The organism is Pseudomonas sp. R2-7-07 (assembly GCF_003852355.1).
Lineage (GTDB): Bacteria > Pseudomonadota > Gammaproteobacteria > Pseudomonadales > Pseudomonadaceae > Aquipseudomonas.
In genome coordinates this window covers 672,334-686,690 of sequence record NZ_CP027759.1, presented here as the reverse complement: position 1 = coordinate 686,690, position 14,357 = coordinate 672,334, and the positions used below count along the sequence as shown (strand labels likewise).

At 62.2% G+C, this 14,357-nt stretch carries 10 protein-coding genes; 3 read left to right on the top strand and 7 right to left on the bottom strand.

The window, feature by feature from the left end:
* The first annotated feature begins 185 nt into the window (after nucleotides 1-185).
* Nucleotides 186-1,400, top strand: coding sequence for a nicotinate phosphoribosyltransferase (gene pncB, locus C4J86_RS02840; protein ID WP_124361042.1), 1,215 nt, complete (start codon nucleotides 186-188; stop codon nucleotides 1,398-1,400).
* Nucleotides 1,401-1,403: 3 nt separating this feature from the next.
* A complete protein-coding gene (gene nadE, locus C4J86_RS02835; protein WP_124369402.1) occupies nucleotides 1,404-2,231 on the top strand; it encodes an ammonia-dependent NAD(+) synthetase in 828 nt (275 codons plus the stop codon).
* Nucleotides 2,232-2,367: 136 nt separating this feature from the next.
* On the opposite strand, the gene azu is transcribed toward nadE, so the two are convergent.
* The gene (azu, locus tag C4J86_RS02830; protein ID WP_124369401.1) at nucleotides 2,368-2,814 is read right to left on the bottom strand and encodes an azurin; all 447 of its coding nucleotides are present in this window, start codon (nucleotides 2,812-2,814) and stop codon (nucleotides 2,368-2,370) included.
* A gap of 333 nt (nucleotides 2,815-3,147) precedes the next feature.
* Here azu and C4J86_RS02825 point away from each other — a divergent pair, with 333 nt between their 5' ends.
* Nucleotides 3,148-3,330, top strand: a complete 183-nt coding sequence (locus C4J86_RS02825) for a hypothetical protein (RefSeq protein WP_057724239.1) — start codon at nucleotides 3,148-3,150, stop codon at nucleotides 3,328-3,330.
* 115 nt (nucleotides 3,331-3,445) lie between these two features.
* Here the strand turns inward: C4J86_RS02825 and C4J86_RS02820 are convergent, their stop codons facing one another.
* From C4J86_RS02820 to C4J86_RS02795, 6 genes are all read right to left on the bottom strand, one after another.
* The gene (locus tag C4J86_RS02820; RefSeq protein WP_124369400.1) at nucleotides 3,446-4,336 is read right to left on the bottom strand and encodes a transglutaminase family protein; all 891 of its coding nucleotides are present in this window, start codon (nucleotides 4,334-4,336) and stop codon (nucleotides 3,446-3,448) included.
* Complete coding sequence (locus C4J86_RS02815) at nucleotides 4,336-6,822, bottom strand: circularly permuted type 2 ATP-grasp protein (RefSeq protein WP_124369399.1); 2,487 nt, start codon at nucleotides 6,820-6,822, stop codon at nucleotides 4,336-4,338. The genes C4J86_RS02820 and C4J86_RS02815 overlap by 1 nt, the downstream gene beginning before the upstream one ends.
* A 159-nt stretch (nucleotides 6,823-6,981) precedes the next feature.
* Nucleotides 6,982-10,272 carry a DUF2126 domain-containing protein gene (locus tag C4J86_RS02810; RefSeq protein ID WP_124369398.1) on the bottom strand — a complete coding sequence of 1,097 codons (3,291 nt, stop codon included), beginning with the start codon at nucleotides 10,270-10,272 and terminating at the stop codon, nucleotides 6,982-6,984.
* 187 nt (nucleotides 10,273-10,459) lie between these two features.
* Complete coding sequence (locus C4J86_RS02805) at nucleotides 10,460-10,909, bottom strand: hypothetical protein (protein ID WP_124365636.1); 450 nt, start codon at nucleotides 10,907-10,909, stop codon at nucleotides 10,460-10,462.
* Nucleotides 10,897-11,826 carry an NAD synthetase gene (locus C4J86_RS02800; RefSeq protein WP_124369397.1) on the bottom strand — a complete coding sequence of 310 codons (930 nt, stop codon included), beginning with the start codon at nucleotides 11,824-11,826 and terminating at the stop codon, nucleotides 10,897-10,899. Before C4J86_RS02800 ends, C4J86_RS02805 begins: the two co-directional genes overlap by 13 nt.
* A 212-nt stretch (nucleotides 11,827-12,038) precedes the next feature.
* Nucleotides 12,039-14,342 carry a YgiQ family radical SAM protein gene (locus C4J86_RS02795; RefSeq protein ID WP_012721927.1) on the bottom strand — a complete coding sequence of 768 codons (2,304 nt, stop codon included), beginning with the start codon at nucleotides 14,340-14,342 and terminating at the stop codon, nucleotides 12,039-12,041.
* Between the last annotated feature and the right edge of the window lie 15 nt (nucleotides 14,343-14,357).

Below are 14,357 nucleotides of genomic sequence, written 5' to 3'. Positions count from 1 at the left end.
GCAAGCCCCCTCCCACAGGTTGGAATGCATTTCAAAATGTGGGAAGGGGCTTGCCCCCGATGGCGCCAGTGGCCTTGGCAAAAAAATCACTGGCAAACCGACCCAGGTCTATGCGCCACTAGCCCCCTTCCTCAATTGAGCGTAAAGGCCGGCGCCCCTCGCCGACCCGTCTGGAGATTCCCGTTATGAGCGAGAGTGTGTTTGCCGATCGCATCGTGCAGAACCTGCTCGACACCGACTTCTACAAGCTGACCATGATGCAGGCGGTGCTGCACAACTACCCGAACGTGGAGGTTGAATGGGAGTTTCGTTGCCGCAACAGCGAAGACCTGCGCCCTTACCTGGCGGAGATTCGCTACCAGATCGAGCGCCTCGCCGAGCTGAGCCTGAGCCCGGACCAACTGGGTTTCCTGGAACGCATCAGCTTCATGAAGCCGGATTTTTTGCGTTTTCTCGGGCTGTTCCGCTTCAACCTGCGCTACGTGCAGACCGGTATCGAGAACGGCGAGCTGTTTATCCGCCTGCGCGGGCCGTGGCTGCATGTGATCCTGTTTGAAGTGCCGATGCTGGCCATCGTCAGCGAAGTGCGTAACCGCTACCGCTACCAGACCGTGATCCTGGAACAGGCCCGCGAGCAGCTGTACCGCAAGTTCGACTGGCTGACCGCCAACGCCAGCAGCGATGAGCTGTCCGAGTTGCAAGTGGCCGACTTCGGCACGCGTCGGCGCTTCTCGTACCGGGTGCAGGAGGAAGTAGTCAGCGTGCTCAAGCACGACTTCCCTGGGCGTTTTGTCGGCACCAGCAACGTGCACCTGGCCCGCGAGTTCGATATGAAGCCGTTGGGCACCATGGCCCATGAGTGGATCATGGCCCACCAACAACTCGGCCCGCGCCTGATCGACAGCCAGATCGCCGCCCTCGATTGCTGGGTCCGCGAGTACCGTGGCCTGCTGGGCATCGCCCTGACCGACTGCATCACCACCGACGCGTTCCTCGGCGACTTCGATTTGTACTTCGCCAAGCTGTTCGATGGCCTGCGCCACGACTCCGGCGACCCGGTGCAGTGGGCCGAAAAAGCCATCGCCCATTACCATAAGCTCGGCATCGAGCCGATGAGCAAGACCCTGGTGTTCTCCGACAGCCTGACGTTGCCCAAGGCCCTGGAGATTTTCCGTGCGCTGCGCGGTCGCATCAATGTGAGCTTTGGCATCGGCACCAACCTGACCTGCGATATTCCAGGGGTGGAACCGATGAGCATCGTGCTTAAAATGACCGCCTGCAATGGCCAGCCCGTCGCGAAGATTTCCGATGAAGCGGGCAAGACCCACTGCACCGACCCCAATTTCGTCGCCTATTTGCGTCACGTTTTCAAAGTACCTGCCCTATCCAGCAAGGAGTGAATCATGCAAGCCGTACAGCGTGAGATTGCGCAGCAGCTCAAGGTGCAAGCGCCGTTCAAAGACCAGGCCGCCCTTGAGGCAGAAGTCGCCAGGCGCGTGGCCTTTATCCAGGACTGCCTGCGCAATTCCGGGCTCAAGTCGTTGGTACTGGGCATCAGTGGCGGTGTCGACTCCCTGACCGCAGGCCTCTTGGCCCAGCGCGCCGTGCAGGAACTGCGCGCCAGCAGCGGCGACGAGGCCTATCGGTTTATCGCCGTGCGCCTGCCCTACGAAACCCAGTTCGACGAACTTGAAGCCCAGGCGTCGGTGGACTTCATCGAGCCGGACGAGCGCCACACCGTCAACATCGGCCCGGCGGTCAAAGCCCTGGCCAATGAAGTCGCGGCGTTCGAGGGCAAACCGGTAGCCTCCCGCGATTTCGTGCTGGGCAACACCAAGGCGCGCATGCGCATGGTCGCGCAGTACACCATCGCGGGCGCGGCCGGTGGGCTGGTGATCGGTACCGACCATGCGGCGGAAGCGGTCATGGGCTTTTTCACCAAGTTCGGTGACGGCGCCTGCGACCTGGCGCCGCTGAGCGGGCTGGTGAAAAACCAGGTGCGGGCGATTGCGCGGCATTTCGGCGCGCCGGAGTCGTTGGTGGAGAAAGTGCCGACCGCCGACCTGGAAGACCTGTCGCCGGGCAAGCCGGACGAAGCGTCACATGGCGTGACCTATGCCGAGATCGATGCGTTCCTGCACGGCGAGCCGGTGCGTGAGGAGGCGTTCAGGATTATTTGCGAGACGTACCGCAAGACTGAGCACAAGCGGGTGATGCCATTTGCGCCTTGAGGTGAGGCAGGTAGTGTTGCGTTGATTGTCAGAATGCTATCGGGGGCAAGCCCCCTCCCACAGTTGACCGAGTTCCGGCATGAGAACGCGGTCGAATGTGGGAGGGGGCTTGCCCCCGATAAACGATAACGCGGTCTTATTTCAGAACCACAGCACCCTTCATCATGGAGTTATGGCCTGGGAACGAGCAGAAGAACTCGTATTCAGTGCCCGCTGCCAACTTGGACACATCGAAGGTCACCGAATCTTTCTCACCAGCGCCAATGATCTTGGTGTGGGCAATGACGCGAATGTCATCTTCTTTCAGGTAGTTTTTGTCGATGCCGGCGGCCATGCCGTCGGCGGCAACGCCAGGCATGTCGGCCTTGGTGGTCAGCACCCAGTTATGACCCATGACGTTTTTCGGCAGGCTGCCAGAGTGAGTCAGCTCAACGGTGAACTGCTTGCAGCTCTTGTCGATTTCAATCGCTTTGGTGTTGAAAGACATCTGGTCGGTGGAGTCGACAGTGACCTTGCACTCTGCGGCAAGCAACTGGCCGCTAGCCAGAGTCAGCAGGGAAACAGCAACGAGTTTGGCGAACATGTGAATCTCCAAGGCAGGGTTGAATAACGCGTATTGCGACAAGGGTGCCTCATTCAGGCGTGAGTTCTTATGATCTGCATCAACAGATTGTATACAACTTTAGGCTATCAGACTGATCAATACAATCTACCAGCCAACGTCGCGGCAACCGAATATGATCGGCCCATCCCCCCTTGGAGCCTGAGCCATGCACCTCAATCAACTGTTCCACGGCCTGCTGGCCGCTTACGCCAGCGGTAAGTGAAGGCCAAGCGCGCTGCTAAGCTGCTACCATAGCGACCCAAGGCAGCCGCGCGCCGCCCACCCTCACCTTCGTACCCTAGAGGATCGCCCATGGCCAAACCTAATTACTCCTTCGCCAAACGTCAGAGAGACTTGGCCAAGGAACAGAAGAAAGAGGAAAAGCTGCAACGCAAGAAAGCCGCTGCAGATGAAGAAGCAGGTGCACTGAACCCGGATGCGGAAGGTGAAGTGGCAGCAGACGAGACTGAAACCCCGAAAGACCCGGCTGAATAATTGATCGTTCCCACGCTCTGCGTGGGAATGCAGCCTTGGACGTTCCGCGTCCCGGCGCACAGTGACGCTGAGCGTCACCGCAGGCGTTCCCACGCAGAGCGTGGGAACGATCCCGTTACATCAGCGGCATTACCGTCACCCGCACCTCCGGGTCATGGCTCCCTCCTCCCAGGATCACCCCTCGCAACGGCGACACATCGGAAAAATCCCGGCCCCACGCCAGGGTGATGTGCTCCAGCGCCGGCTGCACATTATTCGTCGGATCAAAATCCACCCAGCCCGACTCCGGGCAGAACACCGACACCCATGCATGCGACGCATCGGCGCCGATCAGCCGTGGCTGGCCGGGCGGTGGCTGGGTCAGCAGGTAGCCGCTGATATAGCGTGCCGCCAGCCCGCGCGAACGCAGGCAGGCGAGCATCAGGTGGGCGAAGTCCTGGCACACGCCGCGACGGCGTTCCAGCACTTCCACCAGCGGCGTGGCAACTTGCGTGGCTTCGGCATCGAAGGTGAATTCGCTGAAGATCTTGTGCATCAATGCCTGCACGCCTATCAACAAGGGCGCGCCAGGCGGGAAGCAGCTTTCGGAGAATTCGACGAAGGTTTTTTTCAAATGCACGTAAGGCGATTCGAAGCGATAGCGGCAGGCTTCGATCACCTCCAGCGACAGCGGTTGGCTGCTGTAGGTGAGGCTGTCACGGGTTCGGTCCCATGGCGGCGATTGCCGGAAGTCCAACGCGGGTCGCGCCAGCACTTCCACGGTCAGCCCGGCATTGACCAGCAGTTCATCATGGGGCCGCTCGAACGCCAGGCGCGTGATCGGGTTGCCGAATACGTCCAGTTCATCGCGGCGTGAAGAAGGCGGCGGGCTGATATCCAGGGTTTGCCAGGTGCAGCGTTGCCACGCACAGGGCCGTGGCCATAAATGCGCCAGCTGCTGGGCCAGGGACACCGGGCTGTCGTAGTGATAATGGGTGTCATGGAAAATCTGGTAGCGCGCACTCATCACACCGACACCGTTTGCTGGCTGACATCATCTACATGGGCAAAGTGACGCAAGGCCAGGCGATCCGACACTTGCCCGCTCTCATCGGCCACCGCTTGCAGCAGGTCGGCCAGGCCGTCCAACGCGGCGCGCACGCTGGATTCACCGAACAGCGGGTTCTCCAGGCAACCCAGGTCAAAGCGCGCCAACTGCTCCACCAACGGCCCCAGGCCGGTTTCCCGTGGCACGCCGAAATCATCGTTCAAGCGCCGCAAGGTACGGCTCACCAGTTTCAGCTGGAACAGCACCGCATGGGGGTTCTGCTCGTCGAGCAACAGCAGGTCGAGCACCGGAATCAGTTGCGGCACCGCCAGGTAACGCGAGCGGTAGGTGATGCTGCTGTTGCCCAGCTCCAGCAACCACTCCAGCCCGGCCTGATCGAATACCGCCACACCGCGCAGGAACGCCGCAAGGCTGCTGCTGAGAAACTGCAGGCGCTCGATACGCCGGCCCATCATCAAGAAGCGCCAGCCTTCATCGCGGGTCATATCGTCCAGGGCAAACCCCGACAGCGCCGCCAGGGACATCACCAGGCGGTTGAGGAAATCCAGCAACTCGCCGAAGTCCGGGGTTTCGCTCTCCAATTGCAGGGCTTCGCGTTGCAGCTCCACCAGGGCCTGCCAGTTTTCCCGGGACAACTTGCCGCGCACCTGGGACGCCGCCCACTGCAAACGCTGCAAATTGGCGCGCAGGCTCGACGGCCAATCATCGCCGAGCAACGCGGCCAGCAAGCGTTCGGGAAGCGCCCCTTCATCCGGCAACAATCGCAGGCTCTCACCCAGCTCCACCGCCGCCTGTAGCGCCAACGGATCGTCACCGTCGACATAGCGCGCCAGCACGATGCGCAACCAGCGCGCGCTGTCATCGCAGCGCTCGCAATAACGGCCAAACCAAAACAGGTTTTCCACCACGCGTGACGGCAGATACGGATCGCGGCGCACCAGGTCGTGTGCGCCGATCGCGCGCTGGGCGCGCCATTGCTCGCCACCGGGGGCACGTTCGCCGAGTACCCAGGTGTCCTTGCTCGCACCGCCGCGCTGCATCGACACCACTTCGGCGTCGGCGTCGGCGGCCACGCGGGTCAAGCCGCCGGGCAGTACGCGGTAGCCGTCGTCACTGGCCACGGCGTACACGCGCATGCCGATGGCACGATGTTGCAAGTGGTCATCCACGGTGTGCCACACCGGCGCCTGGGACAGCTGCGCCAATTCCTGGGCAACGTAGGCGTAGGGCCGCGCGCGCATGCGTTCGGCCAGGGCCTGGCGTTGTTCGGCGTTCAGGTCGCGCCCGAATACCGGGGCAAAACTCTGCGAGGGGAACGCCGGTTTGATCAGCAACTGCGGCAGCTTTTCCAGCGCCTCGGCCAGCACCGGCGCCTCACCGCACCACCAGGTGGCGATGGACGGCAGGATCAGTTGTTCACCAAATAAAAACTCGTTGATCTTCGGCAGGAAACCGAGCAGCCCCGGCGACTCCAGCACGCCGCTGCCCAGGGCATTGGCCACCAGCACATTGCCTTGGCGCACGGCATCGAGCAGGCCGGGTACGCCGAGGGCCGAATCGGTGCGCAGCTCCAGGGGGTCGCAAAAGTCGTCGTCCAGGCGACGCATGATCGCGTTGACGCGGCGCAGGCCACTGAGGGTCTTGAGGAACACCGTGCTGTCACGCACGGTGAGGTCGCCGCCTTCCACCAGCGGGTAACCGAGCTGACGGGCGAGGTAGAGATGCTCGAAATAGCTTTCGTTGAAGCGCCCCGGCGTGAGCAGCACGATCAGCGGCGGCTGGTCATCGCCGGGCGCCTGGCGGGCCAAGGTGTCCTGGAGGGTGCGGAAGAAACCGGTGAGGTGTTGCACCTGCAGGTCACGGTACAGATCCGGGAAGGCGCGGGACACGATGGTACGGTTTTCCAGGGCGTAGCCGGCGCCCGACGGGGCTTGGGTTCGGTCGGCAGTCACCCACCAGCGACCATCCGGCGTGCGGGCCAGGTCCACGGCGAACAGGTGCAGAAAGGTCCCGTCCGGCGGCTGGATACCCTGGCACGGCCAGAGAAAGTTGTTGTGGCCAAAGACCAGCTCGGCGGGCAGCAGGCCTTCTTTGATCAGGCGCTGCGGGCCATAGAGGTCGGCGAGGACGGCATTGAGCAGACGCGCCCGCTGGGCGATACCGGCCGACAGGTGCTGCCACTCATCAGCAGCCAGCACATGGGGCAACAGGTCCAGTTCCCACGGACGATCGGCGCCCTTGGGGTCGGCGTAGACGTTGTAGGTCACGCCGTTTTCCTGAATCTGCCGGGTCAGCAATGCCTGGCGCTGGGCCAGTTGGGCCGGCGTGCTGCGTTGCAGGTGGTCGAGCAGGCGCTGCCAATGGGCACGCACTGCGCCGCTGTCATCCAGCAGTTCGTGATAGGTGCCTGGGGTCAGGGGGTAACGGTCGAGCAAATCGGACATGGAACGCTCGGCAGAGGCAAGGGAAGTCAGGTTAACTCAACAAACACTGCAAATCCCCTGTGGGGGGGGGCTTGCTCCCGATGGCGGTGCATCAGCAACAGATATTCTGACTGACAGACCGCTATCGGGAGCAAGCCCCCTCCCACATTTGGATCGCATTCAATCATTTTTATTGGGGAAGCGGCGTAAATCCAGGGTCATTGGCAATTCATCGTTGATAACGACAGTTGGTACGTCCAGCTTGCCTGGACTATGCCCCAAGCGGAAAAACCGCGCCATCCGCCGGCTCTCGGCTTCATTGGCATTCACCGGCAGGCTGTCGTAATTGCGCCCGCCCGGATGGGCCACATGATACTGGCAGCCGCCCAGCGAGCGCTGCATCCAGGTGTCCAGCAGGTCGAACACCAGCGGTGCATGCACGGCGATGGTCGGTTGCAGGCAGTTGGACGGCTGCCAAGCGCGGTAACGCACGCCGGCGACGAACTCGCCGACGCGGCCGGTGGGCTGCAGCGGTACCGGGATGCCATTGCAGGTCAGCAGGTAGCGTTGCGGCGGCAAGCCGCTCAACTTCACCTGCAGGCGTTCCAGGGACGAATCCACATAACGCACCGTGCCGCCCACCGCGCCCTCCTCGCCCAGCACATGCCAGGGTTCCAGGGCCTGGCGCAGCTCCAGCTCGATACCACTGACGGCATAGTCGCCGACCTTGGGGAAACGGAACTCCAGATGCGCGGCGAACCACTCGGCGCGCAGCGGATAACCGGCGGCGTTGAGCTCGACGATCACATCCGCGAAATCCTGTTCGATAAAGTGCGGCAGCAAATAGCGGTCATGCAGTTCGGTGCCCCAGCGCGCCAGCTTCGGTGGCGCGTAAGGTTCACGCCAGAAACGCGCGACCAGCGCCCGCAACAGCAACTGCTGGGTGAGGCTCATGCGCGCATGGGGCGGCATTTCAAATGCGCGCAGTTCCAGCAGACCCAGACGGCCGGTGGCGCCGTCGGGGGAATAGAGCTTGTCGATGCAGAACTCGGCACGATGGGTATTGCCCGTCACGTCGATCAGCAGGTTGCGCAGCAGCCGGTCGACCAGCCAGGGCGGGCACTCTTCGCCCGGCGCGGGCATTTGCGCAAAGGCGATTTCCAGCTCATACAGCGCGTCGTTGCGCGCTTCATCCACCCGTGGTGCCTGGGATGTCGGGCCGATAAACAGGCCGGAAAACAGATAGGACAACGATGGATGGTTGTGCCAGTAACTGATCAGGCTGCGCAGCAGGTCGGGCCGGCGCAGGAACGGTGAGTCCTTGGGTGTCGCGCCGCCCAACACGAAATGGTTGCCGCCGCCGGTGCCGGTGTGGCGGCCGTCGATCATGAATTTCTCGGTGGTCAGGCGGGTTTGCCGCGCTTCTTCGTAAAGAAACTCGGTGCGCTCCACCAACTCGTCCCAGGTGGCGGACGGCTGTACGTTGACCTCGATCACGCCAGGGTCCGGCGTGACGCGAAAGTTGCTCAGGCGCGTATCGGCCGGCGGCTCATAGCCCTCCAGCAACACCGGGCAATGCAGTTCTTCAGCGGTGGCCTCAATGGCCGTCACCAGCTCCAGATAGTCTTCCACGCGCTCCAGCGGCGGCATGAACAGATAGAGGCGCCCTTCCCGTGCTTCGGCACACAGCGCGGTGCGGGTCAGCCAGTCGGCGGATTCATCCAGCTGTGGCTCACGCTCCTCACTCGGCGCGGGCTCGCCATGGCTTTGCAGTTGCGCGGTGGTCGGCAGTTGCGGTTGATCCTGATTCGGGTCGGTCGGATGCACGAACGGATATTCCGCTGCCGTCACCCAAGGTTGCGAGGCCAACGGCAGCCGATAACCCAACGGCGAGTCACCCGGCACCAGGCGGCAGTGATTGTCGCGCAGGTACCAGCGCCCGCTCTGCCAGCGATCATTGGCGGCGGTGCGCGCCAGCGGCAGCACCTGGCCGATGATTTTATCCAGGCCTTGGCCGAAGACTTTGCGCAGGCGTTCGCGTTCTAGATCGTCGCTCAGGCGCGGGTCCTGGGCGCTGACGTTTTGCGGTAGCGCACCTTCGCGCCACAGGTAGTAGAAATTGTCTTCGAACGCCGGAAACACAAAGTGCACCGGTAGCTTGAGGCGTTCGGCGACGCTGGCCAGGAAGCGCCCGGCCAACAGGCCATCCGCGCCATAGTCTGCTTGCTCATCGGCGATCAGCGCACTGTTGTGCCAGATCGGCACCCCATCGCGGCGCCAGTAGCAGTTAAGCGACCAGCGCGGCAATTGCTCGCCGGGGTACCACTTGCCCTGGCCGAAGTGCACCAGGCCCTGGGGCGCGTAGTGCTTGCGCAGGCGTTGGAACAGTTCAGCGGACAAGCGACGTTTGTCCGGCCCCAGGGCGGCGGTGTTCCACTCGGCGCCGTCGGGGTCGTCGATGGACACGAATGTCGGTTCGCCGCCCATGGTCAGGCGCACATCGTCCCTGAGCAGGTCACCATCGATCTGCCGACCCAGGGCCTGGATCGCCAGCCACTGCTCTTCGGTGTAGGGCTTGGTGACCCGTGGGGCTTCCCAGATCCGTTCTACTGACATTTCGTGAGTGAATTCGCACTCGCACGGTTCCACCAAGCCACTGATGGGTGCGGCAGACGACGGATCGGGACTGCAAGCCAAAGGAATATGCCCTTCACCGGCGAACAACCCGGAGGTGGCATCCAGGCCGATCCAGCCGGCGCCGGGTAGATACACCTCGCACCAGGCGTGCAGGTCAGTGAAGTCCACTTCGGTACCGGAGGGGCCGTCCAGGGCTTTGACGTCGGCGGTGAGCTGGATCAGGTAGCCAGAGACAAACCGCGCTGCCAGCCCCAGGTTGCGCAGCAGTTGCACCAGCAGCCAGGCCGAATCGCGGCACGAGCCCGAGGCGTTTTCCAGGGTGAATTCCGGGGTTTGCACGCCCGGTTCCATGCGGATCAGGTAGCCGATATCGGCGGCCAGGCGCTGGTTGAGCCCGACCAGGAAATCCACGGCCGGCAACGGTGTGCGGTCGATACCGGCCAGGTAGGCGGCAAACTTCGGCGTCAGCGGCAAGGTTTCCAGGTAAGGCGCCAGCTCGCGCTGCTCATCGGCGGCGTAGCTGAAAGGGATGTTCTCGGCGCAGGGCTCGAGGAAAAAGTCGAAAGGGTTGAAGACCGCCATCTCGGCGACCAGATCGACTTCGATGCGCAGCTGGTCAGTCTTTTCCGGAAACACCAGGCGTGCCAGGTAGTTGCCCTGGGGGTCTTGCTGCCAGTTGATGAAATGCTGCTCGGGCAGCACTTTCAGCGCATAGGACAAAATCCGCGTGCGGCTGTGGGCAGCCGGGCGCAAGCGCACAATCTGCGGCCCGAGTTCGACAGCGCGGTCGTAGCGGTAATGCGTAACGTGGTGCAACGCGACATGAATCGACACGGCGGCCTCCTGCGAGCCAGGGCATGGGCACAACGCGCGCAAGACTTATGCCAGAGCGGCAGTCATTGCGCTTTATCGTGGAGCCCGGTGCAGTACAGCACCAAAACAACGCCATCGTACGTGCCATGGTGCAGCCGCCGCACATATTTGTGGCGAACCTTTGGAGGGAGGTGGCGAATCTACCCAGTCATGGGGCCTTGTGCCTGGCGCCGAGGGCTTGGCGCAGGTGGCGAATTTCAACGAGTTTGGCGCGCATCTCGCGCTGCCCCTTGCTGTTGAGTATCAGCAGCCCGAACAGTGGAAAAACCAGCGCCAACCCATAAAGAACACGATGAGGGCCGTATTGGATCATCGGCAACACAAACAGCAGGCAGGCGACGTAGATACCGACCATCACCCATGTCCAAGCGGGCTTACCGCGCAAGATCATAAAGTTGCTATGCACCGTCAGCAGCGTGAACACCGCCCCGGCCAGCATGATCTTGAGCCCGACTTGAGCAAGGGGCGCATCATCAAAATAGGTGACGAACGCCAGCGCCACGGCCAACGCCAATGAAAAATACGCCGCAAATACGCCGCCCAGAAACGTCAGAAAGTAATGCCTGAAAAAGTCCCGGAGCGTCATCAATTCGCCCATTCTTTTACTTCCTCGTACAGCCCGATCGCGATGGTATTGACGTTTCCGGAGTAGGCGCTCCCGCCGAACCCTACTACTGCGCTCAGGGCGTCCTTAATCTGGGTCGTTGTGCCGTGCTTGAGCTGCGTAGGGGTGAAACGCTTGGTGAGTTCACCCGACGCCTGCCTCAACTTGAGCATCTTCGCGGTCAAGCTGGGATGGTTGATGCTCAGCAGCTCTTTCGTCAGCCTGGCTCTTTCCTGGCGATTCAAACCGCGCAGCACATCACGCAGGCTCTTGCCCGTCGAGGCTTTAGCGGCCCTGACCAGCTTGACCGTCGTGAGGGTCGAAGCGCCCACGCCGACCAGCGACGCTGCGTCGAGCACAATGGAAGCATTCTGGTACCAGCCTTCACTGTCGAGCCAATCGTTGACCTCGGGCTTGGCCACCTCAAGCGTCGTGCGGGCAAGGCCATTGATGCATTGCAGCGAACTCGCGCCCGCCGCCGCGTACCCTATCACCACAACGACGGAACTGGCGCCCGCACTGAACGGCACCAGGAGAGTACCGCTGGCAATCGCAGCCCAACTGATGACAGCGCCCAGACAAGAGATACCGGTGTTCACAGCCTCGCCGATCAGCCTGGACTCTCTGGGGTTGCTCGTCACATGTTGAGCGAATTGTGTGGGTGCAACGTATTTCTGCGCCTCCCGCAGGATGATGCGCTTGGGCTGGATGCTGCAGATGGGCTTGAATTCGCGCAGGGTAATGACGTTGAAGTCGGCGTCGATGTAGACAACGCCTGCGCCAACGATGCCTGGATCGGCGTCGATGGCCGCGAACAGGCGCGGCAGGTTGATCTGGCTTTCAATACGCTGGCGCGCCATGAACTGGGAGCGGTTGGAGTCCATGCCGATGGTGAGCAGGGGGTTGCTCATGGGGCGTTCTTCCTTGGTTTGGGTGGGGACTGGACGGGCGCTATCGGGAGCAAGCCCCCTCCCACATTTTGAATGTATTCACAGGTCAGAATGTGGGAGGGGACTTGCTCCCGATAGCGATCCAATGCCCGCCACCTTACCAAACAGGCTCACCACCGGCCAGAAAGCAAAACGCCAGCACTAGGCTGGCGTTTGGCATGTTCAGGTTGCGATCAACGCGGCACAACCGGCTTACGCGCAGGCTTGCCGCCTTTGCCCTTCGCCGCATCGGTACGTTCCTTCGCCGCCTGCTTGTTCCGCGCCTGGGCCGCTGCCTTGGCTTGTTCACGCTTGTCCCACGGGTTGCTGCCGTCGCTGCCACGGGGTGGCAGGCCGGTGTGCTGGGTGAGAATTTTGGTGGTGGTTTCCTTGGCGACCTTATGGCTGCCGGCCGGCGTCGAGTTCTTGCGACGGGCGCTCTGGTAGCTGTCGGTGGACGGCTGGTGCAGCGGGATCAGTTGGTCCTTGCCCGGCCCGATCAGGTCGGCGCGGCCCATGCGGGTCAGCGCTTCACGCAGCATCGGCCAGCCTTTCGGGTCGTGGTAGCGCAGGAACGCCTTGTGCAGACGGCGCTGCTCCTCGCTCTTGACGATGGTTACCGCGTCGCTCTTGTAGGTGACCTTGCGCAGCGGGTTCTTGCCCGAGTGGTACATCGCGGTAGCGGTGGCCATCGGCGACGGGTAGAACGCCTGCACCTGGTCGGCGCGGAAGCCGTTGCCCTTGAGCCACAGGGCCAGGTTCATCATGTCTTCATCGGTGGTGCCGGGGTGGGCGGCGATGAAGTACGGGATCAGGTACTGCTCCTTACCCGCTTCCTTGGTGTACTTCTCGAACATGCGCTTGAACTTGTCATAGCTGCCGATGCCCGGTTTCATCATCTGGTTGAGCGGACCTTCCTCGGTGTGCTCCGGGGCGATCTTCAGGTAGCCGCCAACGTGGTGGGTAACCAGCTCTTTCACATATTCCGGCGACTCGACGGCCAGGTCATAGCGCAGGCCGGAGGCAATCAGGATCTTCTTCACACCCGGCAACGCACGGGCGCTGCGGTACAGCTGGATCAAGGAGGAGTGGTCGGTGTTCAGGTTAGGGCAGATGCCGGGGAACACGCACGAAGGCTTGCGGCACGCGGATTCGATTTCCGGGCTCTTGCAGGCGATGCGGTACATGTTTGCGGTCGGGCCGCCGAGGTCGGAAATCACCCCGGTAAAGCCCGGCACCTTGTCGCGGATCTCTTCGATTTCGCGAATGATCGACTCTTCGGAACGGTTCTGGATGATGCGGCCTTCGTGCTCGGTGATCGAGCAGAAGGTGCAGCCGCCGAAGCAGCCACGCATGATATTCACCGAGAAACGGATCATGTCGTAGGCCGGAATTTTCTCCTTGCCATACGCCGGGTGCGGTACGCGTGCGTACGGCATGCCGAACACGTAGTCCATTTCTTCAGTGGTCATGGGAATGGGCGGCGGGTTGAACCACACGTCCACTTCACCGTGCTTCTGCACCAGGGCGCGGGCGTTGCCTGGGTTGGTTTCCAGGTGCAACACGCGGTTGGCGTGGGCGTAGAGCACCGCGTCGCCACGGACTTTTTCCACCGACGGCAGGCGGATCACGGTCTTGTCGCGGGTCATGCGCGGGCTGGCCAGGATCTGCACGACCTTGGCTTCTTCCGGATCGTCGACAGGGCCTTTCTCTTGCTCGATAGCGCAAGCCTGGGTGTCCTGGGTATTGACGTACGGGTTGATGATCTTGTCGACCTTGCCCGGACGGTCGATGCGCGTGGAGTCCACTTCGTACCAGCCGGCCGGAGTATCACGACGAATGAACGCGGTGCCGCGCACATCGGTGATGTCTTCGATCTTGTGGCCCCACGACAGGCGCTGGGCGACTTCGACAATCGCGCGCTCGGCGTTGCCATACAGCAGGATATCGGCGGTGGCGTCGATCAGGATCGAGTTGCGCACGCGGTCCTGCCAGTAGTCATAGTGGGCGATGCGGCGCAGGGAGGCCTCAATGCCGCCGAGCACGATCGGCACGTTCTTGTAGGCTTCCTTGCAGCGCTGGCTGTACACCAGGCTGGCGCGGTCCGGGCGTTTGCCGGCCATGCCGCCTGGGGTGTAGGCGTCGTCGGAACGGATTTTCTTGTCGGCGGTGTAGCGGTTGATCATCGAGTCCATGTTGCCGGCCGCGACGCCGAAAAACAGGTTCGGCTCGCCGAGCTTCATGAAGTCGTCTTTGGACTGCCAGTTCGGCTGGGCAATGATCCCGACGCGAAAGCCCTGGGACTCCAGCAGCCGGCCGATGATCGCCATGCCGAACGACGGATGGTCAACGTAGGCATCACCGGTGACGATGATGATATCGCATGAATCCCAGCCAAGCTGATCCATCTCCTCCCTGCTCATCGGCAGGAATGGCGCAGGACCGAAACATTCGGCCCAGTACTTGGGATAGTCAAATAACGGCTTGGCTGTTTGCATGACGGTGACCGGTGT